The organism is Fibrobacter sp. UBA2449 (assembly GCF_002342555.1).
Classification (GTDB): domain Bacteria; phylum Fibrobacterota; class Fibrobacteria; order Fibrobacterales; family Fibrobacteraceae; genus Fibrobacter.
Window position 1 is genome coordinate 1 of the sequence record NZ_DDQF01000015.1, and the last position, 21,153, is coordinate 21,153.

12 protein-coding genes are annotated in these 21,153 nt (G+C 50.3%); 6 read left to right on the plus strand and 6 right to left on the minus strand.

Annotation, left to right across the window (positions count from 1 at the left end):
- The first annotated feature begins 247 nt into the window (after positions 1-247).
- Complete coding sequence (locus tag B4B27_RS09410) at positions 248-1,201, plus strand: DNA methyltransferase (RefSeq protein ID WP_109639671.1); 954 nt, start codon at positions 248-250, stop codon at positions 1,199-1,201.
- Positions 1,201-4,008, plus strand: coding sequence for a DEAD/DEAH box helicase family protein (locus B4B27_RS09415; protein WP_290725962.1), 2,808 nt, complete (start codon positions 1,201-1,203; stop codon positions 4,006-4,008). The genes B4B27_RS09410 and B4B27_RS09415 overlap by 1 nt, the downstream gene beginning before the upstream one ends.
- A gap of 222 nt (positions 4,009-4,230) precedes the next feature.
- Here B4B27_RS09415 and B4B27_RS09420 read toward each other — a convergent pair whose 3' ends face one another.
- Both B4B27_RS09420 and B4B27_RS09425 read right to left on the minus strand, forming a co-directional pair.
- The gene (locus tag B4B27_RS09420) at positions 4,231-5,568 is read right to left on the minus strand and encodes an ATP-binding protein (protein ID WP_290725964.1); all 1,338 of its coding nucleotides are present in this window, start codon (positions 5,566-5,568) and stop codon (positions 4,231-4,233) included.
- A gap of 329 nt (positions 5,569-5,897) precedes the next feature.
- Positions 5,898-6,590, minus strand: a complete 693-nt coding sequence (locus tag B4B27_RS09425) for a hypothetical protein (protein ID WP_290725966.1) — start codon at positions 6,588-6,590, stop codon at positions 5,898-5,900.
- A 286-nt stretch (positions 6,591-6,876) separates the two neighbouring features.
- On the opposite strand from B4B27_RS09425, the gene thrS reads away from it, so the two are divergent.
- Entirely contained in the window at positions 6,877-8,814 is a 1,938-nt protein-coding gene (thrS, locus tag B4B27_RS09430; RefSeq protein WP_290725968.1) for a threonine--tRNA ligase, read from the plus strand.
- 80 nt (positions 8,815-8,894) lie between these two features.
- On the opposite strand, the gene B4B27_RS09435 is transcribed toward thrS, so the two are convergent.
- Both B4B27_RS09435 and B4B27_RS09440 read right to left on the minus strand, forming a co-directional pair.
- On the minus strand, positions 8,895-9,263 hold the full coding sequence (locus tag B4B27_RS09435) for a putative toxin-antitoxin system toxin component, PIN family (protein WP_290725970.1): 369 nt from the start codon (positions 9,261-9,263) through the stop codon (positions 8,895-8,897).
- Between the two features lie 35 nt (positions 9,264-9,298).
- Entirely contained in the window at positions 9,299-9,490 is a 192-nt protein-coding gene (locus B4B27_RS09440; protein WP_141100396.1) for a hypothetical protein, read from the minus strand.
- A 306-nt stretch (positions 9,491-9,796) separates the two neighbouring features.
- Between B4B27_RS09440 and B4B27_RS09445 the strand changes: the two genes are divergently transcribed.
- Positions 9,797-10,405: a hypothetical protein gene (locus tag B4B27_RS09445; RefSeq protein WP_290725975.1), complete on the plus strand. Its 609-nt coding sequence runs from the start codon at positions 9,797-9,799 to the stop codon at positions 10,403-10,405.
- 101 nt (positions 10,406-10,506) lie between these two features.
- Here the strand turns inward: B4B27_RS09445 and B4B27_RS09450 are convergent, their stop codons facing one another.
- Positions 10,507-12,144: a fumarate hydratase gene (locus B4B27_RS09450; RefSeq protein WP_072812275.1), complete on the minus strand. Its 1,638-nt coding sequence runs from the start codon at positions 12,142-12,144 to the stop codon at positions 10,507-10,509.
- A gap of 231 nt (positions 12,145-12,375) precedes the next feature.
- Here B4B27_RS09450 and B4B27_RS09455 point away from each other — a divergent pair, with 231 nt between their 5' ends.
- The gene (locus B4B27_RS09455) at positions 12,376-13,017 is read left to right on the plus strand and encodes a hypothetical protein (RefSeq protein ID WP_290725978.1); all 642 of its coding nucleotides are present in this window, start codon (positions 12,376-12,378) and stop codon (positions 13,015-13,017) included.
- Positions 13,018-13,154: 137 nt separating this feature from the next.
- On the opposite strand, the gene B4B27_RS09460 is transcribed toward B4B27_RS09455, so the two are convergent.
- Positions 13,155-14,324 carry a hypothetical protein gene (locus B4B27_RS09460; protein ID WP_290725980.1) on the minus strand — a complete coding sequence of 390 codons (1,170 nt, stop codon included), beginning with the start codon at positions 14,322-14,324 and terminating at the stop codon, positions 13,155-13,157.
- 124 nt (positions 14,325-14,448) lie between these two features.
- On the opposite strand from B4B27_RS09460, the gene B4B27_RS09465 reads away from it, so the two are divergent.
- Positions 14,449-21,114 carry a glycoside hydrolase family 9 protein gene (locus B4B27_RS09465; RefSeq protein ID WP_290725982.1) on the plus strand — a complete coding sequence of 2,222 codons (6,666 nt, stop codon included), beginning with the start codon at positions 14,449-14,451 and terminating at the stop codon, positions 21,112-21,114.
- Positions 21,115-21,153: the final 39 nt, after the last annotated feature.

The following is a 21,153-nucleotide window of genomic DNA, read 5'->3' on the forward strand; positions in this document are numbered from 1 at the left end:
TTATACCCTAAATTACCCTCTGAGTAAGCACGACCTTAAAGACTTAAAGGAACGGTGCAACGAGCAGAGCTGGGAACAGGGCTTGCATGTGCCGGAGAAAGGAAAGACATTTGCTGGAGAAGTCCGGGAAGAAACGGTGGCATGGAGCAAAGACACCTACCAGCTTTTGAAACAGGCAGAGCAGGGAAAGGTCAAAAGCTATGTGCACGATACAGCTTATAACAAATTTGTGATTAACAAGGAAGAAATGAACTTTAGAAAATGGAAAGTAAAAAGTGTAAATGAAATTATTAAGGAGAAGAAAATCGAGGAAAAAGATGTAAGACAGTTTGTAATTGATAACGCTGATAGAATCTTCCAAGGGATTGGTCCCAAAGGCCCTGGGGAAGGATTGAAAAATGCAATGGAGCGATCAAAAAAAACAGATGGCTGGGATATTTACGAAAGAAATGAGATGGAACCGATTTATACATATAGAGGTCGAATGGTTCGTTTTTACGAAAAAAACATCAAATTCGATAAAAAAGGAAATCGAACAATCGTAAAAGAATTAGGGTCTCTTTGGTCAGACATAAAAACAACAGGAATCGCTCCTGAAGGAGGTGTCAAGCTTAAAAACGGGAAAAAACCGGAAGCCTTGTTAAACCGTGTAATAGAAATGTGTTCTGATAAATCAGACATTGTTCTAGACTATCATCTTGGTTCGGGAACTACTGCTGCAGTAGCACATAAAATGAATCGCCAATACATTGGCGTTGAACAATTGGATTATGGTGAAAATGACAGCGTTGTCAGATTGAAAAATGTTATTGAAGGAGATCAGTCTGGCATTTCAAAATCAGTCAACTGGCAAGGTGGAGGATCCTTTGTCTATCTTGAACTCGCCAAGAAAAACGAAATGGCGATGGAACAAATTTCCGCTTGCAAATCTTATGAAGAGTTGGTAAAGCTTTTCAAGTCGCTCTGCACCAAATATTTCTTGCACTACAATGTCCGCGTAAAAGAATTCTGTAAAGAAATCGAAAGTGTCCATTTCCAAAAGCAACCGCTCAAGAAGCAGAAAGAGATGTTTGCGCGGATGTTAGATTTAAACCAACTCTATGTGAATGTCGATGATCGAAAGGACAAGAATAGTGGACTTTCCGCAAACGACATTGTCGTTACAGAGGATTTTTACCAACTGAAAAAAGGTGGTAAATAATGCTGCTTGAAGACATTGAAAGTAAAAAAGAAATTCTTGACGAGGAACAATACAACATTCCTTCGTATATAACAGAAAATCTTCGCTATCCACTCTATGAATGGCAACGAAAGGCTCTTGAGAATTTCTTGGTAAACGAAATTACTCGCGAAAAGAAAAAGAGCAAGGGTGAAAAACAGAATCCGAATCACTTGATGTTCAATATGGCAACAGGGAGTGGCAAGACACTTGTTATGGCCGCTTTAATCCTGTATTATTACAAACAGGGATTTCGTAATTTCATCTTTTTCGTGAACCAAAACGCAATTCTCGGAAAAACCCAGGCAAATTTCATCAACAGTAGCCACAATAAATACTTGTTTAAGGAAAACATTGTAATTGATGGCAAAAGAATATGCATTCGCGAAGTTGACGTATTCTCAAATTCAAGCGACGACATTCAGATTAAATTTACCACCATTCAAAAATTACACAACGATATTTACAAAGAAAGCGAAAATGCTTTACTTCTTTCGGACCTTCAAAAAAGAGACCTGATTCTTATTGGGGATGAAGCCCATCATCTTAACGCCAGCACAGCAAAGAAAAAGAAGGAACAAACAGAAATTGAGACGCCATCCTTTATAGGTGAACTAAAAGACAGTGCCAAAGATGATGATATCGAAAAATCATGGGAAACAACCATCTGCAACTATATATTGGGAAAGAAAGGCAAAGATGGAGTTTCTTACGCTGCTGAGCAGAATAGGAACGCTCTTCTAGAATTTACCGCAACGATACCAAGAAATGATCTAATTCAAGAAAAATATGAAGACAAGATAATTACAAAGTTCGAGCTGAAAGATTTTGTGGAAGCTAAATGCACAAAGCATATTCGGCTAGTTCGCTCAAATCTTGAACAAAAAGAACGCGTTCTTCAAGCTCTTCTTTTGAATTGGTACAGATATCGAATTGGCGTAGATTATGGTATTCCGAATTTCAAGCCTGTCATACTTTTCCGTAGCAAGGAAATTGAAAATTCAAAGGCGGATTATCAGAGGTTTCTTGCTCTGTGCAAAAATGTAAAGGTGTCCGATTTTGGGTTTGTGAAAAAGCTTTCAAAAATAAAAAATGATAGTGACGATCAAGCCGATAAGACATATTCATTTGATGGCCGAATTTTTGAGAGAATACGCCTCTATATGGAAGAGCGGAAAATTTCTTTTGAAAACGTAGTTGCTTATATTCGTGAGAGTTTCCAGGAACGAAATATAGTTATAACGAACTCAAAAACGAATAAAACGCAAAAAGAAAAAACAGATGGGGAAATAGATTATTTACTGAATAGTCTAGAAGATCGTTCAAATCATATTCGTGCAATCTTTACCGTTCAACGTTTGACCGAAGGGTGGGACGTTCTAAATTTATACGATATTGTTCGTCTTTACACCGGTCGCGATACTGATTACAAAAATAAAAAAGTTGGTTCGCATACAACGAGTGAAGTCCAGTTGATAGGTCGTGGCGTTCGTTATCACCCATTCGCGTACAAGGACAAAGAAAAAGGTCGTCGAAAATTTGACGACGACCTACAAAATGAATTGAGAATTTTGGAGGAATTTTACTTTCATTCTGAAGACGAGGAAAAATACATTTCCGACCTTTCTAATGAGTTGAAAAATCGCGGTCTTATGCAAGATAAGCGAACGCAAAAAATTTTCAATGTCAAAGAAAAATATCAGAGTTTCTTGAATGGAATGTATTTCTTTGTCAACGAAAAAAAAGAAAATCCCAATAGGCGCTTAAAGACTTTACCAAAGGATTTCAAAAATCTCCCTGCATTTGAATGGAGTATAAAGGGATTATATTCTGAGGTGCAAGCAGTAAATCTATCTCAAAAAGAAGATACATTGTACATTAGTGACTCTGCGCCAACAAAAACAAAGGCTATCTCTTTTGCAGAAATTCCGCGACATATCAAGTACAAAGTCATTCACCGATTGAATGCAAATTCATCATCTTATTTCAACTATGAGAATGTTTGTAAAAGATTCAATGTTGATAGTATGGATGATTTTTTGAATTTTGTAAAGGATGTGAAAATCTGTATTTCGGCACCGATGAAATTTGAAGACATCCCAAATGCAGAGTTTCTGAAGATGTGTGAAGGATTTATGTTGTATTTGCAGCGTGAATTAGAATCTTATGATAAACCCTATATTGGCTCTGATTTTAAGTTGGTAAAATTTTCCGACGTATTCTCTTTTGATGACGAGAAAGGAAAAATTGGTTTCAAAAAAGAGAAGATGATTCTTATAGATGATGAGAATGATGATGCAAAAGAAAACAAACGGCTTGAAAAGGAACTGAAAAATGAAGCCTGGTATATGCTTGATTCCTTCTGGGGCACAGAAGAGGAGCGAAAACTGATTGAATTCATTAAGTCTCGCAAATCAAATTTAGAAGACAAATACAAGTCTTTCCAACTTTTACGAAACGAAGAAGTCTATAAGATTTTTGACTTTGAAACAGGGCAAGGCTTTCAACCTGATTTCCTGTTGTTGTTACAGGGAAAGAACGGCAATAACAATGCGTATTATCAAGTATTTGTTGAACCCAAGGGCAAACATCTTGCAGGCGAAGAAAATGATGGTTGGAAAGAAAAGTTTCTGCTGGAAATTTCAAAACGCTACGGATTGAACAACATCGTTGTTGAAAAGTCTAAGGAATATATTCTAATCGGACTTCCATTCTTTAACGACACGGATAAAGAAATGAAGGAACGATTTGATGCGGAATTTAAGCAAACCTTAAAGATTTCTTGTTAATTATCAATTAGTTCTATTTTGCTGGGGTTGCTAAACAGCCCCATTTCTCACCTCTTCAGCACAACAAGCGGCAGCTTACTTCAGTAAGCCTGGGGCGTTGCGGGCGCGGCGATTGAGCGCCCGCTAGAAGGGGTAGCGGCCCTTCGACAGGCTCAGGGTCCTTAGCCTATGTGGCTGGAGAAGGAGAGCGAGGGGAAGGCTTTCCCCTACCAGTTTAAAAATTTACTCCAAGAACATCGCCATGTAATACGGCAGGGTAACCATTTTGCCAGCAACACCGATGTTGTTTTTGGAGAGCTTGTAGCAAACTTTTGCATCGTAGTTGTCGTTACTCAGAACGGTCTTTGCCGACTTGGAGCGTCCCGTTGTCGCCTTGACTTCAATAATGGCGAGTTCGCCGCCGACATTTTCTACAAAGTCAATTTCTAGCCCGGATTCTTTGCGGAAGTAGAATAGTTTGCGACCTTGTTTAGAGAAACAATCTGCGATGATGTTCTCGTAGATGGCGCCTTTATAGAATCCCAAATCGCCGCTTAGAATCTTGGCCGCAGTGCCGCGTTCCAGCATGGCGACAAACAGGCCGGAATCCTGCACATAAATCTTAAACGTATTCTCGATCTTGTAGCCTTCAAGGGGTTCTGCGATGTTGGTCAGGTTGTGGCAAATGTTGATTATGCCGCAGTCGTAGAGCCATTGGATTGCGGTTTGGTAATTTTCGGAACGACCCTTCTTTTCTAGTTGCGAATAGACAAACTTGTTGTTTTCCTTCGCAAGTTGGGCGGGAATTGAATCAAAAACGCGATTGATGCGGCCAAGAAGCGTGCGGTCGATTTCCTCGTTTTCGTTCTCGTCAAGGTGCTTGCCGAAATCGTCCTTGTATTCTTCAAGAATGTCTTGCTGTTCCTGCCAAACGACGTTCATGTCGTTCGTCTCGACAAATCGAGAAACAACATAAGGGAGCCCGCCTACACAAAGGTATTCCTTGAAGTAGCGGAGCATGGCGTTGTGCGTCGCCTCGCTTACGGGTTCCTTTTTCGCGAAGCATTCCTTCAGGTAACTGATGACTTTTTCATCAATTCCCTTCGCCCACAGAAATTCCTCGAAATCCATGGGTTTCATATAAATTATTCTTTCAAAACCGGTTGGGACGCCTTTTCCCTTTTTACGGTTATACCCCTTAATACCAAGCAGGGAGCCAGTACAGATGACATCGTAGCGACCGTCTTCCATAAAAGGCTTGATGCTTGCGCGGGCGTTTGCACATTCCTGAATTTCATCGAAGATGATGACGGTCTTGTTCTCGACAAAATGCACGTTGGGGAAAAGCGCGGAAAGGTCTATGGTAATCCTGCCCACGTTCAGGTCACTGTCAAAGACACGCTTTGCGTTTTCGTTTTCCTTAAAGTTGATATAGACGACGTTCTCGTAGTTGGCGCGGGCAAATTCCAGGACGCTGGACGTTTTGCCGATTTGGCGCATACCCTTAACAACCAGGGACTTCTTTTTGCCCCCCGAGATCTTCCAATTTTCAAATTCTTTAAGGATTTTTCTCTTGAACATATCCCAAAACTACACTTTTCCGACCGAATTGTCAATACTTTAGCACACTTTTTCAACCGAATTAGTGCATTAAAATCGCACTTTTCCCACCGAAAAAGTGTAAAATCACCGATTTTACGCTATTTTCTCCAATTTTAGTCAAATCTTCGGCTCCATCAAGAAATAATACCGAACTGGTATACCCGAGCCGAACAATTTGGGGTTGAAAACGGCCTTTAGAACTTTGCGTCGCCGAGAAAAGGGGACAGTACAGGGCGAAGGTGTAGAAAATTAATAGAAGTTTCTAGCGGAGTTCCAATTTATTGAATGAGTCGTTATGGTCTGCGGCTTTACCCTGAGCCAAATAGACCTAGTTGAACAAAGAACCTGTATTTGAAATCTTCGGCGAAGTTCTTTTCGAACCGGATTCCCGTATCTAGAAAAAATCCAGAACTAGAAGGTTTCGCAGAAAAGCGTAAACTCAAATCGTTCGTGTAGGTGAAGCTTCGCGTATGGAAACCTTCTTGAATTACATGAGTCGTAAAATGGTTTTGGTCGTTGATACCGAGCCAAGAACCAGGTACTAGAGGAATGTATACATTTCCGCACCAGATAAAGAGCGTCGCCAAAACCAAAATGCCCGGGCCTTCTGATTCTGAACCTGTTATTTTGTTTGCGATATCGTCAATTCCATTGAAAAGAAACCATGTACTCACGGCAAACAAAGCGTCGTCGGATGCTCCGATATCGTCAACCCTTAAATGGAGGGGGTCATATCCGACATGGATTCTGTACCCATCCGTAATATTGATTGGAAAAGTGCCAAGAATAGAAAAAATGGAAAAGTCAAATACATTAGGTGTCGCATAGCCGGCACTAAAACCAAGAAGTTTGGGCATGTATTCTTCATTATGGTGTTCGAGCATTTTGTCCAGTTGCTCTTCTTCCGATAACTGGGCTATGGCATTACTGCAAATGCAAAGAACGATAATGTATGCAACACGCAGCAAGAATCCTTGAGGATGTCTGTGAAGTAATGCCATGTGTTTTAATATAACAATGGAATTGGGGTCTTAGGGGTGTCCCCTAGGCAAAGGGGTGATGGAAGACCGCGAAGCGGGCTGCAATCAGGGGGATTCTTCCCCCTTTATATTATCAGTGCTAGATTCTTCGCTTTCGCTCAGAATGACGCGTTTGAAAGGGTTGTTTTCCTAACCACTAATCACCAACCACTAGCCACACCTATAGTCTTTTTCTATCTTACGCCTCACCGCCAGATGTCGTATTTCTGGGGAACCGGGCGAGAACCGCCCACAAAAAGGATTATTTATGTCTCAAATCGAACTCACCTTCCCCGATGGCTCCGTACGTTCCGTAGCATCGGGCACCACCGGCCTCGAAATTGCAAAGAGCATTTCCGAAGGTCTTGCACGCAAGGCGCTTGGCGTCAAACTCGGCGATAAGGTCCTCGACCTCACGCGCCCGCTCACCGAAAGCGGCACCATCAAGATTATCACGCCGAGCAACGACGACCCGGATGCTCTGATGCTCCTGCGTCACAGCTGCAGCCACGTGCTTGCCGAAGCCATCTGCGACCTGTTCCCGGGCACCAAGCTCGCCTACGGTCCGGCTATCGAAAAGGGTTTCTACTACGATTTGATGACACCGACCCCGATTCAGCAGTCGGATTTCGAGCGCATCGAAAAGCGCATGAAGGAAATCATCAAGGAAGACCGTCCGTTTACCCGTTGCGAAGTCAGCGCCGCCGATGGCCTGAAGCGCACGGAAGGCGACAAGTACAAGACGGACAACGCGCAGCGCGCTCTCGCCCGCGAGGGTAGCGACGGTACGCTCAGCTTCTACGTGACTGGCGAACCGGGCAAGAACTTTGAAGACCTCTGCGCCGGCCCCCACGTGCCCTCTACCGGCAAGCTCAAGAATTTCAAGGTGCTCTCGATGTCGGGCGCCTACTGGCATGGCGACCAGAACAGTGACCAGCTGACCCGCGTGTACGGCACTTGCTTTGCCGACAAGGAAGGCCTCGAAACTTACCTGAAGTTCCTCGAAGAAGCCGAAAAGCGCGACCACCGCAAAATCGGCAAGGAAATGGACCTCTACCACATCGAAGACCATTCTCCGGGCATGGTGTTCTGGCACCCGAAGGGCACCAAGATGGTGAACGCCCTCAAGGACTACATCCGCGGTAAGATTGACCGTCGCGGCTACCTGGAAGTGATTACGCCGGAAATCGTGAACAAGACTTTGTGGATCAAGTCCGGCCACGCCGACAAGTACAACGAGAACATGTTCAAGACGCTGGCTGGCGACGTGGAAATGGCCGTGAAGCCGATGAACTGCCCCTGCCACATCCAGATTTTCAACACGGGGCTCCGCAGCTGGCGCGACCTGCCGATGCGCCTTGCCGAATTCGGTAAGTGCCACCGTTACGAACCTGCCGGTACGATGCACGGCCTGATGCGCGTGCGCGGCTTTGTGCAGGACGACGCCCACATCTTCTGTACCGAAGACCAGATTGCAAGCGAAGTGGCCGACTTCTGCGCCCTCGTCAAGGAAATCTACCACGACTTCGGTTTCGACGATATCGTGGTGAAGTTCTCCACCCGCCCGGAAAAGCGCGTGGGTTCCGACGAAATTTGGGACAAGGCTGAAGCCGCCCTCGCCGAAGCGACGAAGCTTGCTGGCCTCGACTACATCCTGAACCCGGGCGAAGGTGCCTTCTACGGCCCGAAGCTCGAATTCACGCTGAAGGACAGCCTCGGTCGTGACTGGCAGTGCGGTACCATCCAGGTGGACTTTAACCTTCCGCAGCGCCTTGGTGCTGAATATGTCGGTAAGGACAACCAGAAGCACATTCCGGTGATGTTGCACCGTGCGGCCGTGGGTTCCATCGAACGCTTCCTCGGCATTTTGATTGAAGAATTCATGGGCGATTTCCCGCTGTGGCTCGCTCCGGTGCAGGCCCGCGTGCTCCCGATTTCCGAGAAGTTCGTTGACTATGCGAAGCAGGTCGAAAAGGAACTCGTGAACGCCGGCGTCCGCGTGGAAGTCGACGAATCCAACGAAAAGCTCGGCTACAAGATCCGCCAGTGCGAATTGCAGAAGGTGCCTTACCTTCTCATCGTTGGCGAGAAGGAAGTCGCCGATGGTGTTGTGTCCGTGCGTAAGCGCAAGGACGGCGACAAGGGCAGCATGAAGGTTGCCGACTTCCTCAAGATGACCGAAGACGACCGCAAGGTTGTGCGGTAATCATCGCGGCATAAAAGATCCCCGCCTTCGCGGGGATGACATATTAGCAAACGCAGACTCAACCCGAGCCTGCGTTTTTTCTATAAACCTAATTTATTCAAAAACTCTGAATACGAAAGAATCGGAATTCCTGCATGACTTTTTAACTCTGTCAAGTCCTTGTCTCCGCTTACGATGAAATCAACAGGAACACTTTCTGCCATTGACAATATAAAGAGATCCTTGATGTCCCTGATAGGTGATTTTGCCTGTATTGTGATTGGAGTCCAATGGCAAACATTATCCACCATGTCAACAAACGCTTGCCATGATTCTTGAGAAATAATAACGTTAAATTTCGGACGAGCGACCACAGTTTGAATTTCGTCTAGCAGTTGTTCGCTCATATAAACTTGAACATCATTACGGCATAAAACATCGGCAAGCGAAGCAAGCCGCTTGCCTATCATGAATGATATTCACAAATTTGTGCCGAACAGGACCTTCATTTCCCGTATCGAACAGCGTTGACTTCAGCGGCGATTTCTTCGTCGGTCATCATTGGGGTCTTGGGGCAAGAATCGACAAATTTCTGGACAATGCTCCGCTTTGACCGCACAGTCCAGCCCATGCGATTTGCTAGCGTTTCCATGATACCCAAATCTTGGGTTGGAATTGTCAGAACTAGATCTTCCATATAAACCTCCTCCATAATATACATTATTCAGGGTTGAACAGCCAACACCATTCCAAGTAGGAATAGCCCGTTTGCTTTACAAAATGGCACAAATTCGCCGTTTTCTACACAAAATTGCTCCTTTTTGTAAACTTTTTGGTCGGTCTTTGGTCGTATAGACCAAGGGCAACATCCCGCTCGGCAACTTAAAGCCCGGCGAGTGGCGCACAATTACAGACAAAGTCATTTAATCTGACTTCTCTAGGGGGCTGCTTTTTATTCGTATAAAATTTATTATTATTTCAACATAACCTAAAAGAGGTATTCATGAAAAAGATTTTACTTATTTTCACGACACTTGTTCTTTCTAGTTGTGCCATTTTGATGGGAACAAGCATGCGTCCAATCATTCTTGGGAAAATGCTCATTTACGTCCGTACATCAACAGCAAAGGCATTTATTGCAACCGAGATGCCAGAAAAACTTGAAATCGACACCCCATTCTATGTCAGCGGTCGTTTCGATTACAGAAACGCCATTCATGACACCACTAAAGGAATAGCTTCTGTGACGTTAGATAATGGAGATTTAGAAATGGGTTTCAGACTCGCTTCATATAGCAATGCTTCGCAAAACAACCCAGAAGTTTTTCAGAACGATATAAGCGATTCATTGAAGACAACCAAAATTTTTTCTGCTTACGAAGATTTCTTCCCAAGTTTTACAAAAGAAAACCTTGTTGATGCCGATTATAATTCCGAAAAAAAGTATACATACAGATGCTACAAAATAAAAACGCCAAAGGACATCTGCATCGCATCAAGATTAACACCAAAAGGAAATATTATCATCGCCTTCATGCGTAGTTTAACTTACGACACGGATGTTAAGGCAACGCTCCTGGAGGCAATCGAGAGCGTAGAATTCAAAAACTAGAGACTCCTCAAATTTTCACATACAAGGACACCCCGCAAGCACAAACTTGCGGGGCGTTTCTATTGAAAAGGGAGGTCCCCGCTGGCGGGGATAACAAGCTTTTAGATCAAGCCTTCAAAGAAATTATTTCCCTTGTCATCCACGAGGATGAATGCGGGGAAGTCCTTGATGGTAATCTTGCGGATGGCTTCCATGCCAAGTTCCGGGAAGGCCACGATATCGTTAGACAGAATGTTCTGTTCAGCGAGGATGGCTGCCGGACCGCCGATAGAGCCGAGGAAGAATCCGCCGTACTTCTTGCAGGCGTCAGTCACGTCCTGGCTGCGGTTGCCCTTGGCCACCATGATCATCGAGGCACCCTTGCTCTGGAAGCGCATCACGTACGGGTCCATGCGGTTGGCGGTCGTCGGGCCGAAGCTACCGGTGGGCATGCCTGCCGGAGTCTTGGCCGGGCCGGCGTAGTAAATCGGGTGGTCAGACACGACCTTGAGCACGGTCTTTTCTTCGTCGGTGAGTTCTTCGCCACGTTCCTGCTTGTCGAAGATTTCAGCAATCTTCGCGTGTGCCATGTCGCGGGCCACAATCATCGTGCCCTTGAGGCTGAGGCGGGTCTTCACCGGATACTTGGTGAGGTCGGCGAGCACTTCCTTCATCGGGCGGTCAAGGTCGATTTCCACAGCCGGAGCGAGGTTCACGGCGTTGCCTGCCGGAATGTAGTTTTCCGGATGGTGTTCCATCTTTTCGAGCCAGAGGCCGTTCTCGTCAATCTTTGCCTTGATGTTGCGGTCTGCAGAGCAGCTCACGCCGATAGAAACCGGGCAGCTTGCAGCGTGGCGCGGAGCGCGGATCACGCGCACATCGTGCACCAGGTACTTGCCGCCGAACTGGGCGCCAATGCCCGTCTTCTGGCAAATGTGCAGAACCTTTTCTTCCATTTCGAGGTCGCGGAAAATACGGCCGCCTTCGGAACCCGTGGTCGGAATATCATCGAGGTAACCGCAGCTAGCGAGCTTCACCATGTGCGTGTTCATTTCGGCAGAGGTTCCGCCAATCACGATCGCGAGGTGGTACGGAGGGCATGCTGCAGTACCCAAGGTCTTCACCTTTTCGGCAAGGAACTTTTCCAAGGACTTCGGGTTGAGGAGCGCCTTGGTCATGGGCCAGTAGTAAGTCTTGTTGGCAGAGCCACCGCCCTTGGCCACAAAGAGGAACTTCATCTCGGCGCCTTCTTCGGCGTGGATGTCGATCTGGGCAGGCAGGTTGCAACCGGTGTTCTTTTCTTCGTACATGGTCAAGGGTGCAATCTGGCTGTAGCGGAGGTTCTTGGTGGTATAGGCGTTGTAGATACCTTCGGAAATCGCTTCGGCATCGTCGAAGCCGGTCCACACCTGCTGGCCCTTGTGGGCAACGCAGATTGCGGTACCAGTGTCCTGGCAGAACGGGAGGATCCCCTTTGCTGCAACGCAGGCGTTCTTGAGCATGGTGAGCGCGACAAACTTGTCGTTGTCCGAAGCTTCCGGGTCCTGCAAAATCTTGGCGACCTTGGCCGTGTGGGCCGGACGCAGGCAGAATTCCACTTCTTCAAAGGCTGCCTGGGCGATCTTGGTGAGCGCCTCGGGGGCGACCTTCAGAATCTTCTTGCCTTCGAATTCGGCGACGGAAACGCCGTCTTTACCGAGGTTCACGTATTCGGTAGTATCTTCACCGTGCTGGACGGTAGCTTCGTATTTGAATGCCATAATTTGTGTCTCTAGTGAGGGGTTAAATTTTGATTCATAAGATAAAAATTGCCCCGACCGAAGGGGGCGGTCTCGCCAGGCGTAATGCCTTTTTTTGTAAAAACCGCCGATGAACGTACAAAAAAAGGGGATTATTTGAATTTTTTTTATTTTTTTTTAGCAATTCGCCCCAAGATGTGCTATTTTTTAGAGCGTAAGTTTAAAAACAACCCCTAAAGAGGAATGGAATCTATGATGAAAAAGATTTTGATGGTCTCCATGCTCGCCGCAGCAGTCGCATTCGCTGCGCCGGCCAAGTCCGCCAAGAAGGCAGCCCCCGCTGCCGCACCGGCACCTGCCGCCGAAGCCGCCGCACCCGCTGCTGCTCCTGCTGAGGCTGCCCCGGCTGCTGCACCTGCTGCCGAAGCCGCTGCTCCGGCCCCTGCCGCTGAAGCAGCCCCGGCCGCCGCTCCTGCTGCTGAAGCCGCTCCTGCCGCTGCCGACACCGCCAAGGCTGCCGAAGCTGCTCCTGCTGAAGCAGCGCCCGCTGCCGAGGCCGCTCCTGCCGAAGCCGTAGCCGCCACTGATTCCGCCGCCGCTCCTGCTGAAGCAGCGCCCGCCGAAGCTGCCGCTCCGGCCGACACCGCCAAGACCGAAGTCCTCGAAGCCAAGACCGAAGAAGCCCCGGTAGACTCCGCCGCTCTCGCCAAGGCCGAAGAAGAAAAGAAGGCTGCCGAAGCTGAAGCCAAGGCCAAGGCCGAAGAACAGCAGAAGATCGAAGCTTCCAGCATGGGTTCTGCAAAGACCACCATCATGGAAAATCCGTGGGAATTCCTCGTGGTTTCCGCCCTGTTCGTTGCTTCTGTGCTCGTGATCATCTTCACCGGGGACTGATAAGCTCCTTCAAAAAGGTTTAAGAGAGACGGCTTCTGGCCGTCTTTCTTTTTGCAATCTTTGTTGTATTTCCAGATGCATATAAGAAGGCCGCGGTCACAAGGACCACGGCCTTCGTTAAATGAGTTTGCCGCCTTCTAGTTGGGCGAAACCATGCAAAGCGCGGTGACCGTTGCCTCGATGGAGAACTTCTTGCCAGGCGCGCAGCTGTTGCCGGGATTGAAGTAACCGATGTTGTCAACCTGATTTCCGTCCACGGTAATCTTGAGGGACATGTAATCGGCTCCAACCTTGGGCACGCAAGAAAGGTTGCAGTTTGCCTTCGCAGTATTCGGAACCTGGGCGGTAATCGGGGACTGCGCCGGAATGAACATGGAATCCGGGAGATTCGCGCGATTGGTCTCGCCATACTGCGGACTGTTGACATCGGCAACGATGAGCACTAGGTCCACCGATTCGGGGTCAAGCACAGTCACGCCGTCGCACTGGTAAGTTTGCGTGGTCCTGTCATCGTTGGTCACGGCAACCATGGGGGCAACCTTCTGCTTGTGCATCGAAGCTTCTGCAGACAAAGTAGCACTCGTCCCCGAACCAGAAATCGTCCCGAGCGTCGAAGTCCAGGCATACCCGGTGATGTTCGCATCGGATTCCGCCTCGACCTTCCACGTAATCGTTTCGCCCGCCTTGGCTGTTTCCTTGTCGGCCTTGCAGGAATTGATAGTAATAGGAATGCCCTGCACCTGTAGGGGATCACAAACGACATCTGCACCATCGACGTTCAGCGTTGCCGTGTAAGTTCCGGACTGCTCATACGAAACATCCACGGAGTTCATCCCATTCCCCTGCACCGTCTTGTTCAGTTCGGGGAATTTCCATACAAACGGAGCCATGATGGCATCAAAGACATCGCCACCTTCACGATAGAACGACCACGTCGCCATGCCTCCCTTCTCAATGATGGGGGTCTTGGGACCGCAACTTCCGGAAACTTTGAGAGACGGCTCGTTCAGAACCTCTTCAGAAGACTCCGTCGCCGTCTTGGAAGATGACGAGGCAACGGGCTTGGATGCCTGCGAGGAGGACGAAGACGGCTTTGAGACTGTCGACGAGGAAGAGGATCCTCCCTCCTGGGAGAGCTTGCTTTCGGAAGACACCGCAGGAGGGTCATCGGGCAACTGGCTAGACGGTTCCTTGGGACCTGCCACCTCGTCTCCACAAGCGGAAAGACCGAACAGCGACAATCCGGAAACGAACAGCGCCGAAGCAGGAATGTAAAAAAATCTTTTCTTAAAAAAAGAGGATGTCATACTTTGAAATATATAAAAAAAAGCCCGAATGAGTAGTTTTTTTTGATACACTTTTTTTCAACCGCGTTAAAAATGTCTATTTTCTAGATGGGATTGTTGTGAGTACTTTTTTAAGGGAGGCTATATGCCGTTTTTCCTAGTAGCAGGATTGCTTCTGGCATCTCTGACTTTTGCTGCGGTTGACCAAGAACAACCGACACCCTATGACTTGATTCGTCCGATATGGCCCATGAAGTGGGATACGGCCGCCACAGACAACGGCGGTACAGTCGAGAGTTTCAGCAAGTATACTCCGAACCCCCGCAAGCACAATACCGTGCCCCCCATCGGATCCATGCCCCAAGACTTTGTTCCAAACGGAATCATTCCCGACTCGTTGAACCAGGCTTTCCGTGACGCACAGAACCTCCGTATCGGCCGTATCCGTATCAACCAGGCGGGCTACCTGCCCGAAGACCCGGAAAAGCAGTTCTATTATGTATCCGCGGGCAACTGTAGCGAAAAATTCTCCGTTGTCGATTTGGAAGGGAACGAAGTCTTTACTGGCGGAACCTTTACCAACTCCGGCAAGTCCACCGGGTCCAGTTGGGACATCAAGGCAGGAACTGACGCCGCGACGAACAACCAAGGGCGCTACACGGCCAAGGCCATAGGTCCCGAGGGCAAGGTTTGTATCGGCCAACTGAGCCAGGCGGCCGGACTCGACATGAACAAGCGCTACCGCGTCAAGGTGCTGAGCCAGTATTCCGCTACCTTTATTATTAGCGACAAGGTCTACTCGATGGTCCGCGATGCGACCCTCAAGTTCTATGGTATCAACCGTTCCGGCAATTCGGAATCCTGGTTCCACAAGCCGAGCCACACCAAAGACGGCAGCGGCAAGTTCGTAAAGGGTGTCGGCGCCGTCACAGGCTTCACTCCAGAAGAGGGCGCACTGCAGGGCGGCTGGTACGACTGCGGTGACCACCTGAAGGAATCCCAGACCCAGGCCTATGCATTCATGGTGCTTGCCGTGATGGCGGCATCGAGCCCGGAACGCGACGAGGACCACTACGCCTACAACATGGGCGAAACCATCAATACCGACGGTATTCCCGACATTCTGCGCGAAGCCAAGCACGGTGCCGACTTCTTTTTGCGCGCCTACCGTTTTGCAAATGGCGTCATCGACAATATGGCCGTCTCCGTAGGAAACTTTGGCGCCGACCACGGATGGTGGGGACGCCCCGAAAACCAGGATGCGCTGCCCACGACATTGACCGGTCGCGGAGGTCCGCATGAACGTGACATCCGCCTCGGCGAACTGGGTTCCAACATTTCGGGCCAGATCGCGGCGGGCCTCGCCATTTTGAGCAAGGAATACGCAACATACGACAAGCCCTTTGCTGATAGCTGCCTTGTCGTGGCCGAAAAGATGTACGATTTCGCCAAGAACCTGAAGCTCAAGGAAAAGAGCCTTGGCCCCGAAACCTACGACGGCGGAAAGGCCTATGTGCACAATACGAAGGCCGACGGCTGGTCGAGCCCGGCCTACAACGGCAACAACGAGTCGCACGACGACCTCGCCATTGCGGCCATTGCGCTTCACTTCGCCACCTACGAAAAGACCGGCAAGATGGACTACCTGAACGACGCCGTGGAAGATACGCAAATTGGTGTCCCGCAGGAAGCCTCGACCGGGTTCTTCCATGGCGGCTGGATGGCCTGGAACCGTGACGGCATGAGGAAGTCGAGCAAGAATACGAGCTGGGCGAACGCCTACACCTACACGCTGTACGGTTTCTACAAGATGCTCCTGAAGGACAAGGAAACCGGCCTCAAGTACGGCATCGACGACAAGACCCGCCTGACCTACGCCGAAAATGTCGCCTTGATTCTCGGCACCAACATCAGTTACCTGAGCGGAAGCGGTTCCCAGAGCATTACTATCCCGACCCTGAACGGCCCGACCCCAGTCTCGTTCGGCGACCTGTGGTACAACATGCAGACCGACCAGACCTGGATTTACAACCGCTACCAGGCGGGCAACATTTTCGAAGTACTCGCCTATTCCGACGTGACCAAGGATTTGGAAGGAATCAACCTGCCGCAGAAGGGCATGCAGAACTGGAACTCCGCCGCCATGAAGCAACTCGGTATAAACCAGCTCAACTACATGCTCGGCGTGAACCCCTGGGATGTTTCCTTCTTGCTGGGCGTGGGCGACAAGAACGACGCCCACCCGCACCACCGTGCATCGAACCCCGAAGGCAAGAACATGCCGGGTGCTGGCTACAAGTACAACCCGCCCACGGGCGCCCTGTTCGGCGGCGTGACCCCCGGCGTCGAGAACGCCTGGTCGCCCTCGACGCTCAGCTGGGAAGACTACCACCTTTCCGAAACCTGTATCGACGCTACGGCCATGTTCGTGGCTTCGAGCGCGGTTGCCGTCCGCGAAGAAGACCGCAACCGCGCCCCCTCCCAGATTAACGTGGAAATCCGTTACGTGGGCTACGATTCTGCCATCGTAAAGATTTCCCAGGACATGCGCGGCCCCGCCATGATCCTCTACAGCACCAGTGAAACCGGTCCGTTCAACATTCCCGCGAAGGATACCGTCAACAGCGTAAAGCACGAGATCCACCTGACGGGGCTCCAGAACGGCACAACCTACTACTTCAAGGTCATCGCGATTAACATCAGGAGCGAAGCGTACGCCACCAAGTGGCTCGTCGACAGTACCACGACCCCGTTCTCGTTCACGACCCTCGTGAGCCCGCCGGCCCCGGCCGACATCCAGAACGTGAAGGTCTGCAACCTGAGTTCCGACAGCGCCGAAATCATGTGGTACACACCCAACGGCCAGTACGAATCCAAGGTCTACTGGGATACGACACTCACGAGCTACGACAAGATGACCTGTCCCACGACCCCGAGGGGCACCTGCGACATCGACGGCAATGCGGATGTTTCGGGAATCCCGACCAGCTTCCACTACGTGAAGATTGGCAAGCTCAAGGAAAAGACGACCTACTACTACTGCGTAGAAAGCAACGGGGTGCAGCGCTGCACCGACGACAACGGCATGCCGCTCAAGTTTACTACTCCCGTGACGCACTACGACTTCGACGTAAGCGTGTACCAGTACGAGTTCGGCGGGATGGATTTCCTGAACCTGAACCTCACCAACAACGAGGACCGCGCGTTCAACGAGCTGACCCTTAGATTCTACGTGACAGCAAAGCCCGAAGAAATCGAGGCCGTCCCCGGCCAGAACAACCAACCGGGAACCTGCCCCCTGCTGGTGGATTCCGACATTTGCCAGGCCTATGACGAAGCGGGCTTCAACAGGCCCTGCGTGAACGAAAGAGGCGAGAATGTCGACGATTCCATACGCTACTACCTGAGACATGCCGTGCCGGTAAAACTTGAAGACACCTACAACCCGGCAACGGGCGAATACGACTGGTACATCCCGATTCCGCTGGGCGGCACGACCATCAAATCGTCATCGCGCATGCGTATCGACATCGGTTTCTCCAGCGGCATTTACCAGAACAACATGTGCGAAACGCTCCGCACTCCGGGCAAGAAGCGCCTCGTGACCGGCGGCAACTCTCCCGACTGGTCTTGGGCGGCCCACAAGCGCGACGATGACGGGGCCGACTACGATGGCGTTCCCGCATGGGAAAAGGACCAGGGCGACTTCGAGCAGGCACCTGTCAACCCCTACATCGTAGTCTACCGCAAGGACGAGTTCATATCGGGCTTCAGCCCCTCCTACAAGGAAATGACCACCAAGCGCGCCCACTACGACATGACCGTAGCGTTCGACGCTCCGTTCAACGTGTCCAACGGTTCCTATGTGCGAATCGACACGGCGACAAGCGTCATGCACCTGCGCGGCACGGCACTGATTTCGGAAAGCGGCTACGTGAACAGCATCTGGGTGAACGGCGTGGCGCTCACCAAGGAACAACTCGCGAAGGCGGCCGTCTACAACTACGAGACCGGCAAGTTCGACCTGGACATCCCGGCCAAGATGACCATCGGCACCAACAAGGTGGACGTGACCGTGTTCGCGGGTCCGAACCCCGAATGTGCGGAATGCCAAGAAAATGGCGGATGCGCGTTCGTGAACCGCACCTACTACGTGCAGTTCAGCAAGGGCGACCGCACCCAGGGCTCGCTGCTGCTTGTACAGAAGGACGGGAACTCGGTAACGAGCCCCGCCAAGACAGACGGTTCCCTCCAGTTCCAGATTCAGTTGCGCGACAAGGACAGCCGCAACAACGAGACTATGCCCGTGAAGGTTTTCAATTCGCGCACCGGGGACTCTATCGAAGTCATTCTCAGGCGCGATAATGAGGCCCTGGGCTACTTCTCCGGCGACTGGCTCAAGGCAAGTTCGAGCGAAGACGCCTACCCCAACATCCACTTCCTCGGTGGCGACACCATCTGGGTCAAGTACCAAGACCCGGCCGACGAAGAAGAACGCGACTCCGTCTGGTTCTACTCGCAGCCGACCCGGCCCGACCCCAAGAAGGCTCTCATTACAAGCGAAGTCTGCTCCATGACCGGTGCACCCGTAAATGACATGAGCCTCAATATCGAATTCAGCGGAAGCCAGTTCGATGGCACCAAGATTATCCTCGACAGCGTGATGGTCTCGCTCGATTCCACCGCGACATTCGCAGGCAATTCCTTCGTGCTGACTCCGTCTTCCACCGTGACGGGTGCGACAGCCTCCTTCCCCCTTTCCGACTCGCTCGTCAGCATCGCGAACCCGAAGGGTAACGTCACCGTCTACTTGCGCGAAAACGGGAAGGCCCAGACAGCGACCGTAGCCATTACCGACGCCATCAAGCCGAAGCTCGTGAGCGTTTCCATTCTGGAAAACGAGAACCACGAAAACGAACGCGACACACTCAAGGTTTCATTCTCGGAACCTATCAACCTAGGTTCAAAGACGGAATGGCCCCTTGAGGTTTACGACGGCACATCCGAAGTCGTGCAGGCCGGCATCCGCGTCATTTCGGCAACATCCAGCGACGACGGCAAGAGCTGGCTCTATGTCATCGAAGGCAACACGAACGGGAACCTAATCAAGCCCGGGTTCCGCACACAAATTGCCGGATCCTTCCAGGTGAACGACATGTCCACTAACGCGCTCGCCTCCTGCGAACCGATTACGGTGACAGAATCGACCCGACCTGTGCCCGTGCATTACGCAAGGATCTTCGATGTCGAAGGCGACGGCCAGCCCGACTCCATCTACATCGAGTTCGTGAAACTGCTCCGCGACAAGAACATTCCCGACACGATCGACGTGTACTGGGGCAGCCCCGCCGTCTACACGCCGTTCACCACGCCCGCCGGCGGATGGGCCCTCGATACGGTCTATGGCGAAAAGACTCCTGTCGCCATAACAAAGCTGGACTCTGCCAACGGAACCTGGATAAAGGGAACCGTCAAGAAGACCTGCATCAGTTTCAAGGACGTGACGACCTACGTCACAGACACGGTTTTCACCTGCACCTACCTCGATGCGGAACAGACCGTTGTCGACCAATGCACGGTTGACCATATCGACACGCTTTCTTCTACAGTCTCGCAGAAATGCGACCAGTACCAGACATCGCAGGATTCTACGTTCATTCCGAAAATTGACACCGTGGGCTGGGACTCGGCACAGACCGAGCATAGCGCCATCAGGATTGCGATTCCGGACGGCCTGTACAAGAACATGACCTACGGTTCTAGTGGCGGCAACGGAGCTATCCTCCCGCGCAAGGGATCTCTCGAAAGCCTGCTGGATGCAACACGGGCAACGCTCATCGACAACTGCCCGCCCATCATCATAAAGGCGACCAAGAGTTCCGTAAGCTCTTACGAGTTCCTCGAGGCGACCATGTCTGAACCGCTCCAGAGCATCGACAATCCAGTTCTCGAATACATCGAAAGGAAGCGCGGCTCGCAGGAGGGAATCTACCTCAAGCCGATCTCGGTGACCACGAAGAACGAGACCAAGGAGACGTTCGGCTACACGGACGAATCCGAAGGCGCCGTCCGCGTGGGCGACTTCATTAGGCTCGTGCCTCTCAAAGAACTTTCTCGCTACAAAGACAAGGCAGGCAACTACCCCACCATCAAAAACCCGTGGGTTATCGTTGGTGGTGATGCTGCCGAGAAGACGAAGTTCAAGGTGACGCTCGCAAGCAATATCACCACTCCGTCCAAGGAAATGCCCTACGCCGATGTCCCCGTGAAGGAAGGCGACATCTTCCGCATCACCGTCAAGAACTCGAACGGGACGGAAACCCTGCTCAACCTGAACGACAATAAGCTCTCGGCGACCGCCATCGTGCTTGACACCAATACCTACAAGCATGCGGGCCCGCAGTTCTTCGTGGATATCACCATGCCGTCGGCTCTCCAGACCGACGACTTCGGCAAGCCTATCTTCGATTTCGACATCCGCTTCACGATGAACGTCTACGACAACCTCGGGCAGTTCATCGCGAACCAAGATATCCGAATCGACCTCGACGACATCGGTCGCGACAAGATTTCGGAAGACGGCGTGCTGCACCTGAACCTCGAATGGCTTGCGCCCAACGGTTCCCCGGCAAGCAAGACCGGCCGCAGGCTCGGCACTGGTGCCTACATTGCGAAGTTCGATTTTGAATCCAAGGCAACCTACGTTGCGGAATCCGGTTCGGGAGATGACCTCGACTACGAAAAGGGCGACGTCATCAAGGCGAACGACAACACGACGAAGACCTTCGGTTTCAAACGAGCCAAGAAGTGACGCCTCGTGCTGAACAATTATCTTAGGAAGAGAATTTGA

What these genes read in the sequence shown, in the direction of transcription:
- B4B27_RS09410 (WP_109639671.1), top strand. Translation starts at nt 248, where the DNA reads ATGAACTTTAGAAAATGGAAAGTAAAAAGTGTAAATGAAATTATTAAG.
- B4B27_RS09415 (WP_290725962.1), top strand. Translation starts at nt 1,201, where the DNA reads ATGCTGCTTGAAGACATTGAAAGTAAAAAAGAAATTCTTGACGAGGAA.
- B4B27_RS09420 (WP_290725964.1), bottom strand. Translation starts at nt 5,568, where the DNA reads ATGTTCAAGAGAAAAATCCTTAAAGAATTTGAAAATTGGAAGATCTCG.
- B4B27_RS09425 (WP_290725966.1), bottom strand. Translation starts at nt 6,590, where the DNA reads ATGGCATTACTTCACAGACATCCTCAAGGATTCTTGCTGCGTGTTGCA.
- thrS (WP_290725968.1), top strand. Translation starts at nt 6,877, where the DNA reads ATGTCTCAAATCGAACTCACCTTCCCCGATGGCTCCGTACGTTCCGTA.
- B4B27_RS09435 (WP_290725970.1), bottom strand. Translation starts at nt 9,263, where the DNA reads ATGATAGGCAAGCGGCTTGCTTCGCTTGCCGATGTTTTATGCCGTAAT.
- B4B27_RS09440 (WP_141100396.1), bottom strand. Translation starts at nt 9,490, where the DNA reads ATGGAAGATCTAGTTCTGACAATTCCAACCCAAGATTTGGGTATCATG.
- B4B27_RS09445 (WP_290725975.1), top strand. Translation starts at nt 9,797, where the DNA reads ATGAAAAAGATTTTACTTATTTTCACGACACTTGTTCTTTCTAGTTGT.
- B4B27_RS09450 (WP_072812275.1), bottom strand. Translation starts at nt 12,144, where the DNA reads ATGGCATTCAAATACGAAGCTACCGTCCAGCACGGTGAAGATACTACC.
- B4B27_RS09455 (WP_290725978.1), top strand. Translation starts at nt 12,376, where the DNA reads ATGATGAAAAAGATTTTGATGGTCTCCATGCTCGCCGCAGCAGTCGCA.
- B4B27_RS09460 (WP_290725980.1), bottom strand. Translation starts at nt 14,324, where the DNA reads ATGACATCCTCTTTTTTTAAGAAAAGATTTTTTTACATTCCTGCTTCG.
- B4B27_RS09465 (WP_290725982.1), top strand. Translation starts at nt 14,449, where the DNA reads ATGCCGTTTTTCCTAGTAGCAGGATTGCTTCTGGCATCTCTGACTTTT.